The following is a 20769-nucleotide window of genomic DNA, read 5'->3' as shown; positions in this document are numbered from 1 at the left end:
CTGCCATTTTGCTTTTCTTGCAAGACAATAGCGTCGCAAGACAACAGTGGAGCTAGTAGATGGCAACTATCAACCAGCTGGTACGTCAGCCGCGTAAGCGTATCGTCGAGAAATCCGACGTGCCTGCGCTGCAGAACTGCCCGCAACGCCGTGGCGTGTGCACCCGTGTGTACACCACCACGCCGAAAAAACCTAACTCGGCACTGCGTAAAGTATGCCGTGTGCGCCTGACCAACGGTTTCGAGGTTTCCTCGTACATCGGCGGTGAAGGCCACAACCTGCAAGAGCACAGCGTGGTACTGATCCGCGGCGGTCGTGTAAAAGACTTGCCAGGTGTTCGTTACCACACCGTACGCGGTTCTCTGGATACTTCCGGCGTTAAAGGTCGTAACCAGGGTCGTTCGAAGTACGGTACCAAGAAGCCTAAGTAGTAGCGGCTTTTTGTAAAAACTGATTTTCTATTTTTCTGAGTCGATAAGAGTAAGGTCGGAGGCGTCCCGCAAGGGCACCGATTCCGAGCGAACCTGAAGACCGTTTGAGGGCTTATCCATGCCAAGAAGACGCGTAGCAGCCAAGCGCGAAGTGCTTGACGATCCAAAATACGGAAGCCAAATCCTGGCCAAGTTCATGAACCACGTGATGGAAAGCGGCAAGAAAGCCGTTGCCGAGCGTATCGTTTATGGCGCGCTGGAAAAGGTTAAAGAACGCAAGAACAGCGACCCCCTGGAAATCTTCGAGAAAGCTCTCGACGCCATCGCTCCGCTGGTCGAAGTAAAGTCGCGCCGTGTAGGCGGTGCTACTTACCAGGTTCCGGTTGAAGTTCGTCCGTCCCGTCGTAACGCTCTGGCAATGCGCTGGTTGGTAGACTTCGCCCGCAAGCGCGGCGAGAAGTCTATGGCTCTGCGTTTGGCTGGCGAACTGCTGGACGCCGCCGAAGGTAAAGGTGCTGCAGTTAAGAAGCGTGAAGACGTGCACCGTATGGCTGAAGCCAACAAGGCTTTCTCGCACTACCGCTTCTAATTTTAGCGTCACTAATTTTGCGAGGGCTTTATGGCTCGTACTACACCGATTAACCGCTACCGTAACATTGGTATCGTTGCTCACGTGGATGCTGGTAAAACCACCACCACCGAGCGCGTCCTTTTTTACACTGGCAAAAGCCACAAGATGGGCGAAGTGCATGATGGCGCTGCGACCACTGACTGGATGGTGCAGGAGCAGGAGCGTGGTATTACCATTACTTCTGCTGCCATTACCGCCTTCTGGCAGGGTTCCGCCAAGCAGCACAAAGACCAATACCGCTTCAACGTCATCGATACCCCGGGCCACGTAGACTTCACCATTGAAGTTGAACGTTCCCTGCGTGTACTCGACGGCGCTGTCGTTGTGTTCTGTGGTACTTCCGGCGTCGAGCCGCAGTCCGAAACCGTATGGCGTCAAGCCAACAAGTACGGCGTTCCACGTATTGTTTACGTGAACAAGATGGACCGTGCCGGTGCTAACTTCCTGCGCGTGATCGCTCAGATCAAGCAGCGTCTGGGCCACACTCCAGTGCCAATCCAGTTGGCTATCGGTTCCGAAGACAACTTCCAGGGTCAGATCGATCTGATGACCATGGAAGCGGTTTACTGGAACGATGCTGACAAGGGCATGACTCCACGTCGCGAAGCTATCCCTGCTGAACTGCAGGAACTGGCTGAAGAGTGGCGCAGCAACATGGTTGAGGCTGCTGCCGAAGCCAGCGAAGAGCTGATGAACAAGTACCTGGAAGGTGAAGAACTCACCATCGAGGAAATCAAGGCCGCTCTGCGTCAGCGTACTATCGCTGGCGAAATCGTCCTGGCTGTTTGCGGTTCTTCCTTCAAGAACAAGGGCGTTCCCCTGGTTCTCGACGCCGTTATCGACTACCTGCCGGCTCCTGTCGACATTCCTGCTATCAAGGGTTCCAACCCTGATAACGAGGAAGAAGAGATGGAGCGTCACGCGGACGACAACGAGCCGTTCTCGGCTCTGGCGTTCAAGATCGCTACCGACCCATTCGTGGGTACCTTGACCTTCGTCCGCGTTTACTCGGGCGTATTGGCCTCCGGCGACGGCGTGATCAACTCGGTTAAAGGCAAGAAAGAGCGCGTGGGTCGTATGGTGCAAATGCACGCAAACGCCCGTGAAGAGATCAAGGAAGTACGCGCTGGCGACATCGCGGCCCTGATCGGCATGAAGGACGTCACCACTGGTGAAACCCTCTGCAACGCTGACAAGCCAATCATCCTGGTTCGCATGGACTTCCCGGAGCCGGTTATCTCGGTTGCCGTAGAGCCTAAGACCAAGGATGACCAGGAAAAAATGGGTATCGCTCTGGGCAAGCTTGCTCAGGAAGACCCGTCTTTCCGCGTCAAGACTGATGAAGAGACTGGTCAAACGATCATCTCTGGCATGGGCGAGCTGCACCTGGACATCCTGGTTGACCGGATGCGCCGTGAGTTCAACGTCGAAGCCAACATCGGTAAGCCTCAGGTTTCGTATCGTGAGCGCATCACGAAGAACTGCGAAATCGAAGGCAAGTTCGTTCGTCAGTCCGGCGGTCGTGGCCAGTTCGGCCATTGCTGGATCCGTTTTGCTCCTGCTGACGAAGGTCAGGAAGGTCTGCAATTCGTGAACGAAGTAGTGGGTGGTGTGGTTCCTAAGGAATACATCCCGGCTATCCAGAAGGGTATCGAAGAGCAGATGAAGAACGGCGTTGTTGCCGGCTATCCGCTGATCGGCCTGAAGGCTACCGTGTTTGATGGTTCCTACCACGACGTCGACTCGAACGAGATGGCGTTTAAGGTGGCTGCTTCCATGGCGACCAAGCAACTGGCCCAGAAGGGCGGTGGTGAGCTGCTTGAGCCGATCATGGCGGTAGAGGTTGTTACGCCTGAAGACTATATGGGTGACGTGATGGGCGACCTTAACCGTCGTCGCGGCATGATTCTGGGTATGGAAGATACGGTTTCCGGTAAGGTTATCCGTGCTGAAGTTCCGTTGGGCGAGATGTTCGGTTATGCGACCGACGTTCGTTCGATGTCCCAGGGTCGCGCAAGCTACTCTATGGAATTCAAAAAATACAATACAGCTCCGTCGCACATCGTCGAAACTGTTACCAAAAAACAAGGCTGATTCAGCCCCTTTAGGCTAGGAGTTAATTGTCGTGGCTAAAGAAAAATTTGATCGTTCCCTTCCGCACGTCAACGTTGGCACCATCGGTCACGTTGACCACGGTAAAACCACTCTGACCGCTGCTCTGACTCGCGTCTGCTCCGAAGTTTTCGGTTCGGCTCGTGTTGACTTCGACAAGATCGACAGCGCACCAGAAGAAAAAGCTCGCGGTATCACCATCAACACCGCGCACGTTGAGTACAACTCGAAGATCCGTCACTACGCTCACGTTGACTGCCCAGGTCACGCTGACTATGTGAAGAACATGATCACCGGTGCTGCTCAAATGGACGGCGCTATCCTGGTTTGCTCGGCCGCTGATGGTCCGATGCCACAAACCCGTGAGCACATCCTGCTGTCCCGTCAGGTAGGCGTTCCGTACATCGTGGTTTTCCTGAACAAGGCCGACCTGGTAGACGACGCTGAGCTGCTGGAACTGGTTGAGATGGAAGTTCGCGACCTGCTGTCCACCTACGACTTCCCGGGCGATGACACTCCAATCATCATCGGTTCGGCTCGTATGGCTCTGGAAGGCCTGGACGACAACGAGATGGGCACCACTGCCGTCAAGAAGCTGGTTGAAACTCTGGACAGCTACATCCCAGAGCCAGAGCGCGCTATCGACAAGCCGTTCCTGATGCCAATCGAAGACGTGTTCTCGATCTCCGGTCGCGGTACCGTTGTTACCGGTCGTATCGAGCGTGGCGTTGTAAACGTTCAAGACCCACTGGAAATCGTTGGTCTGCGTGACACCACCACCACCACCTGCACCGGTGTTGAAATGTTCCGCAAGCTGCTCGACCAAGGTCGTGCTGGCGAGAACTGCGGCGTTCTGCTGCGTGGTACCAAGCGTGACGACGTTGAGCGTGGCCAGGTTCTGGTTAAGCCAGGTTCGGTTAAGCCGCACACCAAGTTCACCGCAGAAGTTTACGTTCTGAGCAAGGAAGAAGGCGGTCGTCACACTCCGTTCTTCAAAGGCTACCGTCCACAGTTCTACTTCCGTACTACTGACGTGACTGGTAACTGCGAGCTGCCAGAAGGCGTTGAAATGGTAATGCCAGGTGACAACATTCAGATGACTGTTACCCTGATCAAAACCATCGCAATGGAAGACGGTCTGCGCTTCGCTATCCGTGAAGGCGGCCGTACCGTTGGTGCTGGCGTTGTAGCTAAAATCATCGAGTAATCTCTTCACCGAGATAGCTTTGATGTTTTGAAAAGGCCCCCGCTCAGCGGGGGCCTTTTTTATTGGGTTGACACCCATCTGGGGCGTCTATAGAATTGCGCCTCCTTTTAACGGGCGTATTGCGCCCGGTGGGAATAGCAGCCGGAGTCTGAAATCCAATGCAAAATCAGCAAATCCGTATCAGGTTGAAGGCTTTCGACCATCGCCTGATCGACCAATCAACCCAGGAAATCGTGGAAACCGCGAAACGTACTGGTGCTCAAGTGCGTGGTCCAATTCCACTGCCTACCCGTAAAGAGCGGTTCACCGTTCTGGTCTCCCCGCACGTCAACAAAGACGCGCGTGACCAGTACGAGATCCGTACTCATAAGCGCGTTCTGGACATCGTCCAGCCAACGGATAAAACCGTTGATGCTCTTATGAAGCTTGATCTTGCGGCCGGTGTGGAAGTGCAGATCAGCCTCGGCTAAGACTCGGTCTTAGTCGTGTAACGCTCTGAAATGGGCGGCCATAGCGGGTGAAAGCCCCGTACACTCATGAGGTTTACAACATGACTATTGGTGTAGTCGGTCGTAAATGCGGTATGACCCGTATTTTCACCGAAGAAGGTGTCTCCATTCCGGTCACGGTCATTGAGATCGAGCCGAATCGCGTCACCCAGTTCAAAACTGAAGAGACCGATGGCTATCGTGCAGTGCAAGTCACTGTCGGCGAGCGTCGTGCTTCGCGTGTAACAGCAGCTCAGGCTGGCCACTTCGCTAAAGCGAACGTTGCCGCTGGTCGTACCGTAATGGAATTCCGCCTTGAAGAAGGCGAGTACCAGGCCGGCGATCTGATCAACGCTGAAATCTTCGCCGCTGGTCAACTGGTTGATGTAACCGGTCAGTCCAAGGGTAAAGGCTTCCAGGGTACGATCAAGCGTTGGAATTTCCGCGGGCAAGATAACACCCACGGTAACTCCGTATCCCACCGCGTTCCAGGCTCTATCGGCCAGTGCCAGACTCCTGGTCGTGTATTCAAGGGCAAAAAAATGTCCGGTCATATGGGCGCTGAGCGCGTGACCGTGCAGTCCCTCGAAGTAGTGCGCGTGGACGCTGAACGCAATCTGTTGTTGGTCAAGGGCGCTGTTCCTGGCGCTACTGGCGGCAACTTGGTTGTACGTCCAGCAGCCAAGGCTCGCGGTTAAGGGGAAGCTGACATGCAATTAAATGTAAATGACGCTCAAGCGATCGAAGTTTCCGAACTGACATTTGGCGGCGAATTCAACGAGACGCTGGTTCACCAAGCAGTCGTAGCCTACATGGCTGGCGGTCGTCAGGGTTCCAAGCAGCAAAAGACCCGTTCCGACGTTCGTGGTGGCGGTAAGCGCCCATGGCGTCAGAAAGGTACTGGCCGTGCTCGTGCCGGTACTATCCGTAGCCCAATCTGGCGTGGCGGCGGTACCACTTTCGCAGCTCGTCCTCAGGATCACTCCCAGAAGCTGAACAAGAAGATGTATCGCGCAGCAATGCGTTCCATCCTTGCTGAGCTGGTGCGTACTGATCGTCTGGTTGTGGTTCAGGATTTCGCCGTTGAAACGCCGAAAACCAAAGACCTGCTGGGCAAGCTGAACAACATGAGCCTGACCGACGTTCTGATCGTGTCCGACGCTGTTGATCAGAACCTGTACCTGGCTGCTCGTAACCTGCCACACGTTGATGTACGTGACGTGCAAGGTTCCGATCCAGTTAGTCTGATCGCATACGACAAGGTGTTGATCACCGTGTCGGCCGTGAAGAAATTCGAGGAGCTGCTGGGATGAACCAGGAACGCGTATTTAAAGTTCTGCTTGGCCCGCACGTTTCCGAGAAGGCTACGGTTCTGGCAGACAAGAAAGGCCAGTTCGTTTTCAAGGTTGCAACTGACGCAACCAAGCTGGAAATCAAGAAGGCCGTCGAAAGCCTGTTCAGCGTGAAAGTTGAGCGTGTTACTACCCTGAACGTTCTGGGTAAGAGCAAGCGCACAGCTCGCGGTCTGGGCAAGCGTAATGACTGGAAGAAGGCGGTTATCTCCCTTCAGCCAGGCCAAGATCTCGATTTCAGCAGCAGTGCTGAGTAAGGAAGGGGTGCATCATGGCAATCGTTAAATGCAAACCGACTTCCCCTGGCCGCCGTTTTGTGGTCAAGGTGGTCAACAAGGAGCTGCATAAAGGCGCTCCTCACGCACCGCTGCTCGAGAAAAAATCGAAGTCTGGTGGTCGTAACAACAATGGCCGTATTACCACTCGTCACATCGGTGGTGGTCATAAGCAGCATTACCGTATGGTCGACTTCCGTCGCAACGACAAAGATGGCATCTCCGCCACTGTCGAGCGCATTGAATACGATCCAAACCGTACTGCTCACATCGCACTGCTGTGCTACGCAGACGGCGAGCGCCGCTACATCATCGCCCCTAAAGGCGTGAGTGCTGGCGACCAGCTGATCGCAGGTGCTCTGGCTCCAATCAAGCCAGGCAACTCCCTGCAACTGCGCAACATTCCAGTGGGTAGCACGATTCACGGTATCGAATTGAAGCCGGGTAAAGGCGCTCAGATCGCTCGTTCCGCTGGTGCTTCGGCTCAGCTGATCGCTCGTGAAGGCGTATACGTGACCCTGCGTCTGCGTTCCGGTGAAATGCGTAAAGTCCTGGCTGAATGCCGTGCGACCCTGGGCGAAGTCTCGAACTCCGAGCACAGCCTGCGTTCGCTGGGTAAAGCTGGTGCCAAACGCTGGCGTGGCGTTCGCCCAACCGTTCGTGGTGTTGCCATGAACCCGGTTGACCACCCACATGGTGGTGGTGAAGGTCGTACCTCTGGTGGTCGTCATCCGGTATCGCCATGGGGCTTCCCGACTAAGGGCGCGAAGACTCGTGGTAATAAGCGTACCGACAAAATGATCGTCCGTCGTCGCAAGTAAATAGAGGGATACGACAGTGCCACGTTCTCTGAAAAAAGGTCCTTTTATCGATCTTCACCTACTGAAGAAGATCGAAGTGGCGGCGGAAAAGAACGATCGCAAACCGGTGAAAACCTGGTCGCGTCGTTCGATGATCCTGCCACAAATGGTCGGTCTGACCATCGCAGTACACAACGGTCGTCAGCACGTCCCAGTTCTCGTGAACGAAGACATGGTCGGCCACAAACTGGGCGAGTTCGCCGGTACCCGCACTTATCGCGGGCACGTGGCAGACAAGAAAGCCAAGCGTTAAGGGGTTAGGAAATGGAAGTAGCCGCTAAGTTGTCGGGCGCTCGAATCTCCGCCCAGAAAGCCCGCTTGGTCGCCGACCAGATCCGCGGGAAGAAGGTGGGCGAAGCGCTCAACCTGTTGGCTTTCAGCAGTAAGAAAGCCGCCGAGATCATGAAGAAAGTGCTGGAGTCGGCCGTAGCCAACGCCGAGCATAACGAAGGCGCAGACGTTGATGACCTGAAGGTCAGCACTGTTTTCGTCAACGAAGGGCGTTCGCTGAAGCGCATCATGCCACGTGCCAAAGGCCGTGCTGATCGCATCGTCAAGCGGTCTTGCCATATCACTGTCAAGGTTGCTGACAAGTAACGGAGTCGAAGAGATGGGTCAGAAAGTACATCCCATTGGCATTCGCCTGGGAATCGTCAAGGAGCACACCTCCGTCTGGTACGCAGACGGTCGGACTTATGCGGACTATTTGCTCGCAGATCTGAATGTGCGTGAGTACCTCCAAGACAAACTAAAAAGCGCGTCCGTAAGCCGTATCGATATCCATCGTCCGGCCCAAACTGCACGCATCACCATCCACACCGCTCGTCCTGGTATCGTTATCGGGAAGAAAGGTGAAGATGTTGAGAAACTGCGTCAGGACCTGACCAAGCAAATGGGTGTGCCTGTGCACATCAATATCGAAGAGATCCGCAAGCCGGAGCTCGACGGTATGCTGGTTGCGCAGAGCGTAGCTCAGCAGCTGGAGCGTCGCGTAATGTTCCGTCGCGCTATGAAGCGCGCTGTACAGAACGCCATGCGCATTGGTGCCAAAGGCATCAAAATCCAAGTGAGCGGTCGTCTCGGCGGTGCTGAAATCGCACGTACTGAATGGTATCGCGAAGGTCGTGTGCCACTGCACACCCTGCGTGCCGACATCGACTATGCCAACTACGAAGCTCACACCACTTACGGTGTGATCGGTGTAAAGGTTTGGATCTTCAAAGGCGAAGTAATTGGTGGTCGCCAAGAAGAACTGAAACCACAAGCACCAGCGCCTCGTAAAAAAGCTGCTAAGTAAGGGGTACGCCAAATGTTGCAACCAAAGCGTACGAAGTTCCGCAAGCAGATGACCGGCCACAACCGTGGTCTGGCACTGCGCGGTAGCAAAGTCAGCTTCGGCGAATATGCGCTGAAGTCTGTTGCTCGTGGTCGTCTCACCGCTCGTCAGATCGAGTCAGCGCGTCGTGCTCTGACCCGTCACGTTAAGCGTGGCGGCAAGATCTGGATCCGTGTATTCCCGGACAAGCCGATCTCCAAGAAGCCTCTCGAGGTTCGTATGGGTAAAGGTAAGGGTAACGTGGAATACTGGGTTGCCCAGATTCAGCCAGGCAAAGTCCTGTATGAAATCGAGGGTGTTTCTGAAGAGCTGGCGCGTGAGGCTTTCGCCCTGGCTGCTGCAAAGCTGCCGCTCGCCACCTCCTTTGTTAAACGGACGGTGATGTGATGAAAGCGAATGAACTTCGTGAAAAATCCGCACAGCAGCTGAACGAGCAACTGCTCGGCTTGCTGCGCGACCAGTTCAATCTGCGTATGCAGAAAGCAACTGGCCAGTTGGGGCAGTCTCATCTGCTCTCGCAAGTTAAGCGTGACATCGCTCGCGTGAAGACTGTGCTCAACCAGCAGGCAGGTAAGTAATCATGGCTGAAGCCGAAAAAACTGTCCGTACGCTGACTGGCCGTGTTGTCAGCGACAAGATGGACAAAACCATCACCGTTCTGATCGAGCGTCGCGTTAAGCACCCGATCTACGGTAAATACGTTAAGCGTTCGACTAAGCTGCACGCGCACGACGAAACCAATCAGTGCCACATCGGCGACAAAGTCACTATTCGTGAAACTCGTCCTTTGGCCAAGACCAAGTCTTGGGCGCTGGTTGATGTTCTCGAACGCGCTGTGGAAGTCTAAGGACTAGGGGTCGGAGAAATTATATGATTCAGACTCAATCCATGCTCGATGTGGCCGATAACAGCGGCGCTCGCCGCGTTATGTGCATCAAGGTGCTGGGTGGCTCCCATCGTCGTTACGCTGGTATCGGTGACATCATCAAGGTTACCGTCAAGGAAGCAATTCCTCGCGGTAAAGTGAAAAAAGGCCAAGTGATGACTGCTGTTGTAGTCCGCACTCGTCACGGCGTACGTCGTGCTGATGGCTCCATTATCCGCTTTGATGGCAACGCTGCTGTTCTTCTGAACAACAAGCAAGAGCCGATCGGCACCCGTATCTTTGGGCCAGTGACCCGTGAACTTCGTACTGAGAAGTTCATGAAGATCGTCTCGCTCGCCCCAGAAGTGCTGTAAGGAGATCCGACATGCAAAAGATTCGTCGTGACGACGAGATCATCGTGATCGCCGGCAAAGACAAAGGTAAGCGCGGTAAGGTGCTTAAGGTTCTCGCTAACAACCGTTTGGTTATTGGTGGTCTGAACCTGGTCAAGCGTCATACCAAGCCTAACCCGATGTCGGGCGTGCAGGGCGGTATCGTCGAAAAAGAAGCTCCACTGGATGCTTCTAACGTCGCCATTTTCAACGGCGAAACCAACAAGGCTGACCGCGTTGGTTTCAAAGTAGAAGACGGCAAGAAAATTCGTGTCTTCAAGTCGACCCAAAAAGCGGTTGATGCTTGAACACTGCTAGGTAGATGAGACCATGGCACGACTAAAAGAGATTTACCGGAAGGAAATTGCTCCGAAACTTAAGGAAGAACTTAAGCTTTCGAACGTGATGGAAGTTCCGCGCGTTACCAAAATCACCCTGAACATGGGTCTGGGCGAAGCGATCGGCGACAAAAAAGTCATCGAGCACGCTGTTGCTGACCTGGAAAAGATCACCGGCCAGAAAGTCGTTGTGACCTACGCTCGCAAATCCATCGCTGGCTTTAAAGTCCGTGAAGGTTGGCCGATCGGCGTCAAAGTGACCCTGCGCCGTGAGCGTATGTACGAGTTCCTGGATCGTCTGCTGTCGATCTCCCTGCCTCGGGTTCGCGACTTCCGCGGCCTGAATGCCAAGTCCTTCGATGGTCGTGGCAACTACAGCATGGGCGTGAAAGAGCAGATCATCTTCCCGGAAATCGACTACGACAAGATCGATGCTCTCCGCGGTCTGGACATCACCCTGACCACCACTGCCAAGAACGATGATGAAGGCCGCGCTCTGCTGCGTGCGTTCAAATTCCCGTTCCGCAACTGATTGGAGTAGGACCATGGCCAAGATGAGCATGAAAAACCGCGAGCTGAAGCGTCAGCTCACGGTTGCCAAGTACGCCAAGAAGCGTGCAGCACTGAAAGCTATCATCGTTGATCTGAACGCAAGTCCAGAAGCGCGTTGGGAAGCTACAGTAGCTCTGCAGAAGCAGCCACGTGACGCAAGCGCTTCGCGCATGCGTAACCGCTGCCGCCTGACCGGTCGTCCACACGGCGTTTACCGCAAGTTCGGCCTCGGCCGTAACAAACTGCGTGAAGCGGCAATGCGTGGTGACGTACCAGGTCTGGTTAAAGCCAGCTGGTAAGTACTTTCAGAGTCTCGGTGCGAAGGTTCGCAAGAACCTGACCACCGGTGGCCTTGAATCTGGATCAAGCCCCTTTTGGGGCTTGATTCATTTCCGGGGTGTGTCTAGAATACCCGGCTCGCCTGAGCCCGTGTTTTTCATGACCGGAGATTCTCGGCGACACGTAATAGCCGCAAGGCTAATTTTTTTGTATTAGGAGCGTCTAGCCCATGAGTATGCAGGACCCGTTAGCGGACATGCTAACTCGTATCCGTAATGCCCAGATGGCTGAAAAGTCCGTCGTAAGCATGCCATCTTCCACGTTGAAGGTAGCTGTTGCCAAAGTCCTGAAGGACGAAGGTTACATTGCGGGTTATCAGATCAGCAGCGAAACAAAACCACTGCTGTCCATCGAGCTGAAGTACTTCGAAGGCCGTCCGGTTATCGAAGAAGTGAAGCGCGTTAGCCGTCCAGGCCTGCGTCAGTACAAGTCCGTCGATGATCTGCCAAAAGTTCGTGGCGGTCTCGGTGTGTCTATCGTCTCCACCAACAAAGGTGTGATGACTGATCGTGCTGCGCGCGCTGCCGGTGTCGGCGGCGAAGTTCTTTGCACTGTGTTCTAAGGGGGGATAAGCATGTCTCGCGTCGCTAAGAACCCCGTTAAGCTGCCAGCCGGTGTCGAAGTAAAATTCGCAGGCCAACAGCTTTCGGTGAAGGGTGCCAAGGGCACTCTCGAACTGAACATCCATTCGTCCGTTGAGATCGTTGAAGAAGCCGGTGAGCTGCGTTTTGCTGCTCGCAATGGCGATCAACAGACTCGCGCAATGGCTGGTACCACTCGTGCGTTGGTTAACAACATGGTCCAAGGCGTAAGCCAAGGCTTCGAGCGCAAGCTCCAGCTGGTCGGTGTTGGTTACAAAGCGCAAGCAAAAGGCACAGTGCTGAACCTGGCTCTTGGCTTCTCGCACCCAGTGGATTACGAACTGCCGGAAGGCATCACCGCTGAGACTCCTAGCCAGACCGATATCCTGATCAAGGGCATCGACAAGCAGCTGGTAGGTCAAGTGGCCGCCGAGATCCGCGACTTCCGTCCACCAGAGCCGTACAAAGGCAAAGGTGTGCGCTACGCGGACGAAGTCGTCCGTCGTAAAGAAGCCAAGAAGAAGTAGGGCATAGCAAATGACCGACAAAAAAGTTACTCGACTGCGTCGCGCTCGCAAAGCACGCCTGAAAATGCACGAACTCGAAGTCGTGCGTCTCTGCGTGTTCCGCTCTTCGCAGCACATCTACGCCCAGGTCATTTCGGCCGACGGCAGCAAAGTCCTGGCAAGCGCCTCGACTTTGGATAAAGAACTGCGTGATGGTGCCACTGGCAACATCGACGCGGCCACTAAGGTTGGCCAGCTGGTCGCTACGCGTGCTAAGGCCGCTGGCGTCTCGCAGGTGGCTTTCGACCGCTCTGGCTTCAAGTACCACGGCCGCGTTAAAGCGCTGGCTGATGCTGCTCGTGAAGCTGGGCTGGAGTTCTAAGTTATGTCAAATAACGACCAAAAGCGCGACGAAGGCTACATCGAGAAGCTGGTTCAAGTTAACCGCGTAGCCAAAACCGTTAAAGGCGGCCGTATCTTCACTTTCACCGCGTTGACCGTGGTTGGTGATGGTAAGGGCCGTGTTGGCTTCGGCCGTGGCAAGTCGCGTGAAGTGCCTGCTGCGATCCAGAAGGCAATGGAAGCTGCTCGCCGCAACATGATCCAGGTTGATCTGAACGGCACCACTCTGCAGTACGCAATGAAGTCCGCTCACGGCGCTTCGAAGGTGTACATGCAGCCTGCTTCTGAAGGTACCGGTATCATCGCTGGCGGCGCTATGCGTGCCGTTCTCGAAGTTGCTGGCGTTCAGAACGTTCTGGCCAAGTGCTACGGCTCGACTAACCCGGTAAACGTGGTTCACGCCACTTTCAAGGGTTTGAAAGCAATGCAGTCTCCTGAATCCATTGCCGCCAAGCGTGGCAAAAGCGTCAAGGAGATCTTCTGATCATGGCTACCGTTAAAGTAACGCTGATCAAAAGCATGACCGGCCGCATCCCTAACCACAAACTGTGCGTTAAGGGTCTGGGTCTGCGTCGCATCGGTCACACTGTAGAAGTCCAGGATACTCCCGAGAATCGCGGGATGATCAACAAGGCTTACTACATGCTGCGTGTCGAGGGTTAATCGATGAAACTCAATGATCTGAGTCCAGCGCCGGGTTCCCGTCGCGAAAAGCATCGTCCGGGCCGTGGTATCGGTAGTGGTTTGGGTAAGACTGGTGGCCGTGGTCACAAAGGTCAGACCTCCCGCTCCGGTGGCACCATTGCTCCAGGCTTTGAAGGCGGTCAACAGCCGCTGCATCGTCGCCTGCCGAAGTTCGGTTTCGTTTCCCTGAAAGCCATGGATCGCGCAGAAGTGCGTCTGTCCGAGTTGGCTAAAGTGGAAGGCGACATCGTCACCGTGCAGTCTCTGAAAGATGCCAACGTGATCAACGTCAACGTTCAGCGTGTGAAAATCATGCTGTCCGGCGAAGTGACTCGCGCTGTTACCATCGGAAAGGGAATCGGCGCCACCAAAGGTGCGCGTGCGGCTATCGAAGCAGCTGGCGGCAAGTTCGAGGAATAAATGGCTAAGCAAGGTGCTCTCTCTGCGCTCGGCAAAGGCGGTATGTCTGAACTCTGGGCTCGTCTGCGTTTTCTGTTCCTGGCGATTATCGTCTACCGAATAGGCGCACACATCCCGGTTCCAGGTATCAACCCGGACCGACTCGCGGACCTGTTTCGACAGAATGAGGGGACCATTCTTAGCTTGTTCAACATGTTTTCCGGCGGCGCGCTGGAGCGGATGAGCATCTTTGCACTGGGGATCATGCCGTACATTTCGGCATCGATCATCATGCAGCTGATGACCGCCGTCAGCCCGCAGCTGGAGCAGTTGAAGAAGGAAGGTGAAGCTGGCCGTCGCAAGATTAGCCAGTACACCCGCTACCTCACTGTCGCTCTTGCTCTTGTCCAGGCTATTGGCATGTCCATTGGTCTGGCGGGGCAGGGCGTTTCGTTCACTGGTGACTTTAGCTTCCATTTCGTCGCGGTAACCACTTTTGTGGCTGGTGCGATGTTCATGATGTGGCTGGGTGAGCAGATTACTGAGCGTGGTGTTGGCAACGGTATCTCGATGTTGATTTTTTCGGGTATCGTCGCCGGTCTTCCGAGAGCGATCGGGCAGTCTTTCGAGTCTGCCCGTCAGGGTGATATCAACATCTTCGCCCTGGTTGCCATCGGTTTGCTGGCAGTAGCGATCATCGGTTTCGTGGTGTTCATTGAGCGTGGTCAGCGTCGTATCGCTGTTCACTACGCCAAGCGTCAGCAGGGCCGCAAGGTCTTCGCTGCGCAGACTAGCCACTTGCCGCTGAAAGTGAACATGGCCGGTGTTATTCCGGCCATTTTCGCGAGCAGCATTTTGCTGTTCCCGGCTTCGCTGGGTGCCTGGTTCGGTCAGTCTGAAGGTATGGGCTGGTTGCAGGACATCTCGCAGTCGATCGCTCCTGGTCAGCCGTTGAATATTCTGCTGTTTAGTGCAGGGATTATTTTCTTCTGCTTCTTCTATACGGCGTTGATGTTCAATCCGAAAGACGTAGCGGAAAACCTGAAGAAGTCCGGTGCCTTTATTCCGGGCATCCGTCCAGGTGAGCAGTCGGCACGCTATATTGATGGCGTTCTGACCCGCTTGACCCTGTTCGGTGCTCTTTACATGACGGCCGTCTGCCTGTTGCCCCAGTTCCTGGTGGTTGCAGCCAACGTTCCGTTCTACCTTGGCGGGACCTCGTTGCTGATCGTCGTCGTGGTTGTGATGGACTTCATGTCCCAAGTACAATCGCACCTCGTTTCGCACCAGTACGAATCCCTGATGAAGAAAGCCAACCTGAAGGGTTACGGCAGCGGCATGCTGCGCTGACCCATAAGGTTCGAGGAGTTGGTGATGAAAGTTCGTGCATCGGTGAAAAAGCTGTGCCGTAACTGCAAGATTATTCGCCGCGAAGGTGTTGTTCGAGTAATTTGCAGCGCGGAACCGCGTCACAAACAGCGCCAAGGCTGAGTGTGATCTGCTTGAAGCCCGGTAGCTAGTGCGCTACCGGGTTGATTATTTGTTATTACAGCGATATTATCTCGCGCCCTATTTCTTGGCTTCCGGGGCGTAGGTAGCTGTCAATTGGAGTCCCACTGAATGGCCCGTATTGCAGGCGTTAACATTCCAGATAACAAGCACACTGTTATCTCGCTGACCTACATCTATGGTGTTGGTCGCACTACTGCGCAGAAAATTTGCGCAGAGACTGGGGTAAACCCAGCCGCAAAGATCAAAGATCTGAGCGACGAGCAGATTGAGCAGTTGCGTGGCGAAGTGGCGAAGTTCACCACTGAAGGTGACCTGCGTCGCGAAATCAACATGAAAATCAAGCGTTTGATGGACCTCGGTTGCTACCGTGGTCTGCGTCATCGTCGTGGTCTTCCAGTACGCGGTCAGCGTACCAAGACTAACGCGCGTACCCGTAAAGGTCCGCGTAAGCCGATCCGCAAGTAATCGCCCACGCGAATCGACAGGAAATTAATCATGGCAAAACCTGCTGCTCGTCCTCGTAAAAAAGTTAAAAAGACAGTGGTTGATGGCATCGCCCACATCCATGCTTCTTTTAACAACACCATCGTGACCATCACCGACCGTCAAGGTAACGCGCTTTCTTGGGCTACCTCCGGTGGTTCGGGTTTCCGCGGTTCCCGCAAGTCCACCCCGTTTGCTGCTCAAGTAGCTGCTGAACGTGCTGGTCAAGCTGCGCTGGAATATGGCCTGAAAAACCTCGACGTTAACGTCAAAGGTCCAGGTCCAGGTCGTGAGTCTGCTGTCCGTGCATTGAACGGCTGTGGCTATAAGATCGCCAGCATCACCGACGTGACGCCAATCCCGCACAACGGGTGCCGTCCGCCGAAGAAGCGCCGCGTGTAATCCAGGAGATTGTAAAGAATGGCTCGTTACATTGGTCCAAAATGCAAACTCGCTCGTCGCGAAGGCACCGATCTCTTCCTGAAGAGCGGCGTGCGCGCGATCGAATCGAAGTGCAACATTGAAGCAGCACCTGGTATCCACGGCCAACGCCGCGGTCGCCAGTCCGACTACGGCACCCAACTGCGTGAAAAGCAGAAGGTCCGTCGTATCTACGGCGTTCTCGAGCGTCAATTCAGCGGCTACTACAAAGAAGCAGCTGGCAAGAAAGGTGCAACCGGTGAAAACCTGCTGCAACTGCTCGAATGCCGTCTGGACAACGTGGTATACCGTATGGGCTTCGGTTCGACTCGTGCCGAATCCCGTCAGCTGGTATCGCACAAGTCGATCAGCGTAAACGGTCAGACCGTTAACGTTCCGTCCTACCAGGTTCGTGCTGGTGACGTGGTTGCTGTTCGCGAGAAAGCAAAAAATCAACTTCGCATTGTCCAAGCTCTCGATCTGTGTGCCCAACGTGGCCGCGTAGAATGGGTAGAAGTAGACACTGAGAAGAAGTCGGGCGTTTTCAAGAACGTTCCAGCTCGCAGTGATCTGTCCGCCGACATCAACGAAAGCCTGATTGTCGAGCTCTACTCCAAGTAAGGGCTAGAAAATAGGTGCATCCATGCAGATTTCGGTAAATGAGTTCCTGACACCCCGCCACATTGATGTGCAGGTTGTCAGTCCAACCCGCGCCAAGATCACTCTCGAGCCTCTCGAGCGTGGCTTTGGCCATACCCTGGGCAACGCGCTGCGCCGCATCCTGTTGTCCTCAATGCCCGGCTGTGCAGTAGTCGAGGCCGAGATTGACGGTGTGCTCCACGAGTACAGCGCCATCGAAGGTGTACAGGAAGACGTAATTGAAATCCTGTTGAACCTTAAAGGTCTGGCTATCAAGCTGCACGGTCGTGACGAAGTTACGCTGACCTTGTCGAAGAAGGGTTCGGGGGTGGTTACCGCTGCCGATATTCAGCTGGATCATGATGTCGAGATCGTTAACCCCGATCACGTAATCGCTAACCTGGCGTCTAACGGCGCCCTGAACATGAAGCTCGTAGTAGCTCGTGGTCGTGGTTATGAACCGGCCGACTCGCGTCAGAGCGATGAAGACGAAAGCCGCAGCATCGGTCGCTTGCAGCTTGACTCTTCGTTCAGCCCGGTTCGCCGTATCGCATACGTGGTGGAAAACGCCCGTGTCGAGCAGCGTACTAACCTGGACAAGCTGGTTATTGATCTGGAAACCAACGGTACTCTGGATCCTGAAGAGGCTATTCGCCGCGCTGCAACCATTCTGCAACAGCAGTTGGCTGCGTTCGTCGACCTCAAGGGTGACAGTGAGCCAGTGGTTGTCGAGCAGGAAGACGAGATCGATCCGATCCTGCTTCGCCCGGTTGACGATCTGGAACTGACTGTACGTTCGGCTAACTGCCTTAAGGCGGAAAACATCTACTACATCGGCGACCTGATTCAGCGTACCGAAGTAGAGCTGTTGAAGACTCCGAACCTGGGCAAGAAATCCTTGACTGAAATCAAGGACGTTCTGGCCTCCCGCGGTCTGTCCCTCGGCATGCGCCTCGACAACTGGCCGCCTGCAAGTCTTAAGAAGGACGACAAGGCGACTGCCTGATCGTCGTAATCACCGAACGTAGTGTTTGGTAAGGAATGAACCATGCGTCATCGTAAAAGTGGTCGTCACCTGAGCCGCACCAGCTCGCACCGCAAGGCCATGTTCCAAAACATGGCGGTGTCGCTGTTCGAGCACGAGCTGATCAAAACTACACTGCCGAAAGCTAAAGAACTGCGCCGCGTTGCCGAGCCGCTGATCACTTTGGCCAAGACAGACAGCCTGGCTAACCGCCGTCTGGCTTTCGACCGTACCCGTTCGAAAGCTATCGTTGGTAAGCTCTTCAACGACCTGGGCAAGCGTTACGCTACCCGTGAGGGTGGCTACCTGCGCATCCTCAAGTGCGGTTTCCGCGCTGGCGACAACGCGCCTATGGCGTACGTCGAGTTGGTTGATCGTGCTACTGCCGGCGAAGCTGTATCTGCCGAGTAAGACGTCAGTCTGAAACAAAGAACCGGGCCTAGTGCCCGGTTTTTTGTGTCTGTAAGAAACGCGCCATTTATACAAGCGTCTCCTTTGTCCGCAACGTCACTATGTGATGGGAGTGTTCATTAGTATTTTTCTATCGATTGCTGCAAGTTAATGAATTTGTAGCTGTCATATTGATGGTCAATACTCCTTCTCAGCCGATAGCCGGCAGTTCAAGACCGACAGATGAAGGAAGATCGTATGAGCCAGAACAAAACGCTTACCACCGCCAGCGGCGCTCCTGTTGCCGACAACCAGAATTCCCGCTCCGCCGGCCCTCGTGGTCCGCTGCTGCTCGACGACTTTCACCTGATCGAGAAGCTTGCCCACTTCAACCGCGAAAACATTCCTGAGCGCCGGGTACACGCGAAGGGCTCGGGCGCCTACGGCACCTTCACCGTGACTCGCGACATCACTCAGTACACCAGCGCCAAGCTGTTTGAGTCTGTTGGCAAGCAAACCCCGACGTTCCTGCGATTCTCCACGGTGGGTGGCGAGCGTGGCTCGGCTGATACCGAGCGCGATCCACGGGGTTTTGCCTTGAAGTTCTACACCGAGGAAGGCAACTGGGACATCGTCGGCAACAACACACCGGTATTCTTCATTCGCGACCCGCTGAAGTTTCCCGACTTTATCCACACCCAGAAACGCCTGCCGCAGAGCAACTTGAAAAGTGCCCAGATGATGTGGGACTTCTGGTCCCATTCGCCTGAGGCGCTGCACCAGGTCACCATCCTGTTTTCCGACCGCGGCATCCCGGATGGCTACCGTCACATGCACGGCTTCGGCAGTCATACCTATAGCCTGATAAGCGCTCTCGGTGAGCGGTACTGGGTCAAGTGGCACTACAAAACCAAGCAGGGCATCAAGAACCTCGCACCGGCCGAAGCGGCTCGCCTGGCGGGTACCGATCCAGATTACGCCCAGCGCGACCTGTTCAATGCCATTGAGCGCGGCGATTTCCCGAAATGGAGCGTGTGCATTCAGGTCATGACCGAGGCTCAGGCTGCGGCGCACTACGAGAACCCGTTCGACGTGACCAAAACCTGGTCGCAGAAAGAGTTTCCGCTGATTGAAGTGGGGGAACTGGAGCTGAACCGCAACCCGCAGAATTATTTCGCCGAGGTGGAGCAAGCGGCGTTCGGTCCAAGCAACATGGTGCCTGGTGTTGGTCTTTCGCCGGATCGCATGCTGCAAGGGCGAGTATTCGCTTACGCCGATGCCCATCGCTATCGTGTAGGCACCAATCATCAGCAGTTGCCAGTAAACGCCCCACGCAGTCCGGTCAATACCTACCAGCGCGATGGCTCGATGGCCTTAGGCAACAATGGTGGTGCGGCGCCGAACTACGAGCCCAACAGTTATGTGGAGTCGCCGAAGCAGGCACCTCGCTACGCTGAACCGGCATTGTGCCTGAGCGGCGCGGCCGATCGTCACGATCATCGCGAAGACACTGACTACTACAGCCACGCAGGCGCGTTGTTCCGCCTGATGAACGAGCAGCAGAAAACCCTGCTGGTCAGTAACATTGCCGGTGCGATGGCGGGCGTCTCCAGTGACGTGGTTGATCGGCAACTGCAGCATTTCTACAAAGCTGATCCGGCGTATGGAGAAGCAATCGCAACGCTGCTCAACGTACAGCTTAACGAAGTCTAAATGAGAAGCAGAACCGCCCTTGTTTGGGCGGTTTTTGCGTTATTTAAGCTGCTTTTCTCAGAATATCTTCGCTTTTATTGCGTCTGTCGAGTGACGTTACGGTCAGCTTGGTTCAAACTATAACTTTCAAGCAGGGAGATGTAGGGCGATGCAAGGCCACCCAGACGTAATCGATTACCTCAACACGTTGCTGACCGGCGAACTGGCCGCGCGTGATCAATATTTCGTTCATTCGCGGATGTATGAGGACTGGGGTTTCACCAAGCTCTACGAACGTATCAACCACGAGATGGAAGAAGAGGCCGGGCACGCCGATGCACTGATGCGCCGGATTCTGATGCTCGAAGGCACCCCACGCATGCGCCCGGATGATCTCGATGTCGGCACCACGGTGACAGAGATGCTCGAAGCGGATTTGCGCCTGGAATACAAAGTACGGGCCGCGCTGTGCAAAGGCATCAAGCTTTGCGAGCAGCACAAGGACTATGTCAGCCGCGAGATGCTGCGGGTTCAGTTGCATGACACCGAAGAAGATCACACTTACTGGCTGGAGAAACAGCTGGGTCTGATCAAGCTGATCGGTCTCGAGAATTACCTGCAATCCCACGCATGATTGCGTAAGTGAAGCCCCGCACTTTTCTGTAGGAGCGAGCATGCTCGCGAGAAACCTGAGGGCGCCGCGGTGACTCAAGATGCCCGCGTTATCGTTAACGACGATCGCGAGCATGCTCGCTCCTACAGTGTCTAGTCCTGAAATAGGTTTACACCTGTTTCAGTCTCAAAACGCCCGATGCACCGCATCGGGCGTTTTGTATTTCAAGGCCAGATGTGGCCGCTC

At 54.9% G+C, this 20769-nt stretch carries 34 protein-coding genes; all 34 read left to right on the top strand.

The genetic code is table 11. The features are described from left to right. Positions 1–59 precede the first annotated feature (59 nt). The gene (gene rpsL / locus ASE98_RS13805) at positions 60–431 is read left to right on the top strand and encodes a 30S ribosomal protein S12 (RefSeq protein WP_002555494.1); all 372 of its coding nucleotides are present in this window, start codon (positions 60–62) and stop codon (positions 429–431) included. Positions 432–549: 118 nt separating this feature from the next. Continuing rightward, the gene (rpsG, locus tag ASE98_RS13800; RefSeq protein ID WP_002555493.1) at positions 550–1020 is read left to right on the top strand and encodes a 30S ribosomal protein S7; all 471 of its coding nucleotides are present in this window, start codon (positions 550–552) and stop codon (positions 1018–1020) included. Positions 1021–1050: 30 nt separating this feature from the next. Next, positions 1051–3156 carry an elongation factor G gene (gene fusA, locus ASE98_RS13795; protein ID WP_060541895.1) on the top strand — a complete coding sequence of 702 codons (2106 nt, stop codon included), beginning with the start codon at positions 1051–1053 and terminating at the stop codon, positions 3154–3156. 31 nt (positions 3157–3187) lie between these two features. Next, complete coding sequence (tuf, locus tag ASE98_RS13790; protein ID WP_060541894.1) at positions 3188–4381, top strand: elongation factor Tu; 1194 nt, start codon at positions 3188–3190, stop codon at positions 4379–4381. A gap of 158 nt (positions 4382–4539) precedes the next feature. After that, entirely contained in the window at positions 4540–4851 is a 312-nt protein-coding gene (rpsJ, locus tag ASE98_RS13785; protein WP_003186070.1) for a 30S ribosomal protein S10, read from the top strand. Positions 4852–4931: 80 nt separating this feature from the next. After that, the gene (rplC, locus tag ASE98_RS13780; protein ID WP_003186059.1) at positions 4932–5567 is read left to right on the top strand and encodes a 50S ribosomal protein L3; all 636 of its coding nucleotides are present in this window, start codon (positions 4932–4934) and stop codon (positions 5565–5567) included. A 12-nt stretch (positions 5568–5579) separates the two neighbouring features. Further along, positions 5580–6182: a 50S ribosomal protein L4 gene (rplD, locus tag ASE98_RS13775; protein WP_003228735.1), complete on the top strand. Its 603-nt coding sequence runs from the start codon at positions 5580–5582 to the stop codon at positions 6180–6182. After that, positions 6179–6478 carry a 50S ribosomal protein L23 gene (gene rplW, locus ASE98_RS13770; RefSeq protein WP_002555488.1) on the top strand — a complete coding sequence of 100 codons (300 nt, stop codon included), beginning with the start codon at positions 6179–6181 and terminating at the stop codon, positions 6476–6478. Before rplD ends, rplW begins: the two co-directional genes overlap by 4 nt. Positions 6479–6492: 14 nt before the next feature. Continuing rightward, complete coding sequence (gene rplB, locus ASE98_RS13765) at positions 6493–7317, top strand: 50S ribosomal protein L2 (RefSeq protein WP_060541893.1); 825 nt, start codon at positions 6493–6495, stop codon at positions 7315–7317. Between the two features lie 16 nt (positions 7318–7333). Continuing rightward, the gene (gene rpsS, locus ASE98_RS13760) at positions 7334–7609 is read left to right on the top strand and encodes a 30S ribosomal protein S19 (protein ID WP_002555486.1); all 276 of its coding nucleotides are present in this window, start codon (positions 7334–7336) and stop codon (positions 7607–7609) included. 11 nt (positions 7610–7620) lie between these two features. Further along, on the top strand, positions 7621–7953 hold the full coding sequence (rplV, locus tag ASE98_RS13755; protein WP_003103908.1) for a 50S ribosomal protein L22: 333 nt from the start codon (positions 7621–7623) through the stop codon (positions 7951–7953). 13 nt (positions 7954–7966) lie between these two features. Then, positions 7967–8653 (top strand): 30S ribosomal protein S3, encoded by a 687-nt coding sequence (gene rpsC / locus ASE98_RS13750; RefSeq protein WP_007970424.1) that lies wholly within the window; start codon positions 7967–7969, stop codon positions 8651–8653. A 12-nt stretch (positions 8654–8665) separates the two neighbouring features. Continuing rightward, positions 8666–9079: a 50S ribosomal protein L16 gene (rplP, locus tag ASE98_RS13745; protein WP_019409905.1), complete on the top strand. Its 414-nt coding sequence runs from the start codon at positions 8666–8668 to the stop codon at positions 9077–9079. After that, positions 9079–9270 (top strand): 50S ribosomal protein L29, encoded by a 192-nt coding sequence (gene rpmC, locus ASE98_RS13740; protein ID WP_002555481.1) that lies wholly within the window; start codon positions 9079–9081, stop codon positions 9268–9270. Before rplP ends, rpmC begins: the two co-directional genes overlap by 1 nt. A 2-nt stretch (positions 9271–9272) precedes the next feature. Next, on the top strand, positions 9273–9539 hold the full coding sequence (rpsQ, locus tag ASE98_RS13735) for a 30S ribosomal protein S17 (protein ID WP_003176419.1): 267 nt from the start codon (positions 9273–9275) through the stop codon (positions 9537–9539). Between the two features lie 23 nt (positions 9540–9562). Next, positions 9563–9931 carry a 50S ribosomal protein L14 gene (gene rplN / locus ASE98_RS13730; RefSeq protein ID WP_002555479.1) on the top strand — a complete coding sequence of 123 codons (369 nt, stop codon included), beginning with the start codon at positions 9563–9565 and terminating at the stop codon, positions 9929–9931. An 11-nt stretch (positions 9932–9942) separates the two neighbouring features. Beyond that, complete coding sequence (gene rplX / locus ASE98_RS13725; protein WP_003176416.1) at positions 9943–10257, top strand: 50S ribosomal protein L24; 315 nt, start codon at positions 9943–9945, stop codon at positions 10255–10257. Between the two features lie 22 nt (positions 10258–10279). Continuing rightward, the gene (rplE, locus tag ASE98_RS13720) at positions 10280–10819 is read left to right on the top strand and encodes a 50S ribosomal protein L5 (RefSeq protein WP_003210069.1); all 540 of its coding nucleotides are present in this window, start codon (positions 10280–10282) and stop codon (positions 10817–10819) included. Positions 10820–10832: 13 nt separating this feature from the next. Then, positions 10833–11138 carry a 30S ribosomal protein S14 gene (gene rpsN, locus ASE98_RS13715; protein ID WP_003176414.1) on the top strand — a complete coding sequence of 102 codons (306 nt, stop codon included), beginning with the start codon at positions 10833–10835 and terminating at the stop codon, positions 11136–11138. Between the two features lie 209 nt (positions 11139–11347). After that, a complete protein-coding gene (gene rpsH / locus ASE98_RS13710; protein ID WP_008065722.1) occupies positions 11348–11740 on the top strand; it encodes a 30S ribosomal protein S8 in 393 nt (130 codons plus the stop codon). Positions 11741–11752: 12 nt separating this feature from the next. Continuing rightward, positions 11753–12286, top strand: a complete 534-nt coding sequence (gene rplF / locus ASE98_RS13705) for a 50S ribosomal protein L6 (RefSeq protein WP_003176412.1) — start codon at positions 11753–11755, stop codon at positions 12284–12286. 10 nt (positions 12287–12296) lie between these two features. Continuing rightward, the gene (gene rplR, locus ASE98_RS13700) at positions 12297–12647 is read left to right on the top strand and encodes a 50S ribosomal protein L18 (RefSeq protein WP_053162831.1); all 351 of its coding nucleotides are present in this window, start codon (positions 12297–12299) and stop codon (positions 12645–12647) included. Between the two features lie 3 nt (positions 12648–12650). Beyond that, positions 12651–13151 (top strand): 30S ribosomal protein S5, encoded by a 501-nt coding sequence (rpsE, locus tag ASE98_RS13695; RefSeq protein ID WP_003186035.1) that lies wholly within the window; start codon positions 12651–12653, stop codon positions 13149–13151. A gap of 2 nt (positions 13152–13153) precedes the next feature. Then, on the top strand, positions 13154–13330 hold the full coding sequence (rpmD, locus tag ASE98_RS13690) for a 50S ribosomal protein L30 (protein WP_003176408.1): 177 nt from the start codon (positions 13154–13156) through the stop codon (positions 13328–13330). A gap of 3 nt (positions 13331–13333) precedes the next feature. Further along, positions 13334–13771: a 50S ribosomal protein L15 gene (gene rplO, locus ASE98_RS13685; protein ID WP_003228720.1), complete on the top strand. Its 438-nt coding sequence runs from the start codon at positions 13334–13336 to the stop codon at positions 13769–13771. After that, positions 13772–15100: a preprotein translocase subunit SecY gene (gene secY, locus ASE98_RS13680; RefSeq protein WP_007943780.1), complete on the top strand. Its 1329-nt coding sequence runs from the start codon at positions 13772–13774 to the stop codon at positions 15098–15100. A gap of 24 nt (positions 15101–15124) precedes the next feature. Then, positions 15125–15241, top strand: a complete 117-nt coding sequence (gene rpmJ / locus ASE98_RS26590; RefSeq protein WP_002555468.1) for a 50S ribosomal protein L36 — start codon at positions 15125–15127, stop codon at positions 15239–15241. A gap of 129 nt (positions 15242–15370) precedes the next feature. After that, the gene (gene rpsM / locus ASE98_RS13675; RefSeq protein ID WP_009045849.1) at positions 15371–15727 is read left to right on the top strand and encodes a 30S ribosomal protein S13; all 357 of its coding nucleotides are present in this window, start codon (positions 15371–15373) and stop codon (positions 15725–15727) included. A gap of 30 nt (positions 15728–15757) precedes the next feature. Beyond that, a complete protein-coding gene (gene rpsK, locus ASE98_RS13670; protein WP_002555466.1) occupies positions 15758–16147 on the top strand; it encodes a 30S ribosomal protein S11 in 390 nt (129 codons plus the stop codon). An 18-nt stretch (positions 16148–16165) separates the two neighbouring features. Beyond that, positions 16166–16786 (top strand): 30S ribosomal protein S4, encoded by a 621-nt coding sequence (gene rpsD / locus ASE98_RS13665; protein WP_003176404.1) that lies wholly within the window; start codon positions 16166–16168, stop codon positions 16784–16786. Between the two features lie 22 nt (positions 16787–16808). Continuing rightward, positions 16809–17810, top strand: a complete 1002-nt coding sequence (locus ASE98_RS13660; RefSeq protein ID WP_007970428.1) for a DNA-directed RNA polymerase subunit alpha — start codon at positions 16809–16811, stop codon at positions 17808–17810. Between the two features lie 42 nt (positions 17811–17852). Beyond that, on the top strand, positions 17853–18239 hold the full coding sequence (rplQ, locus tag ASE98_RS13655) for a 50S ribosomal protein L17 (protein ID WP_003176402.1): 387 nt from the start codon (positions 17853–17855) through the stop codon (positions 18237–18239). A 237-nt stretch (positions 18240–18476) separates the two neighbouring features. Next, complete coding sequence (locus tag ASE98_RS13650; protein ID WP_060541892.1) at positions 18477–19931, top strand: catalase; 1455 nt, start codon at positions 18477–18479, stop codon at positions 19929–19931. Positions 19932–20079: 148 nt separating this feature from the next. Further along, a complete protein-coding gene (gene bfr / locus ASE98_RS13645) occupies positions 20080–20544 on the top strand; it encodes a bacterioferritin (RefSeq protein ID WP_007970123.1) in 465 nt (154 codons plus the stop codon). Positions 20545–20769: the final 225 nt, after the last annotated feature.

The sequence above is a fragment of the Pseudomonas sp. Leaf48 genome, from assembly GCF_001421885.1.
Taxonomy (GTDB): Bacteria; Pseudomonadota; Gammaproteobacteria; order Pseudomonadales; family Pseudomonadaceae; genus Aquipseudomonas.
This window is presented reverse-complemented; position numbering and strand designations above follow the sequence as displayed.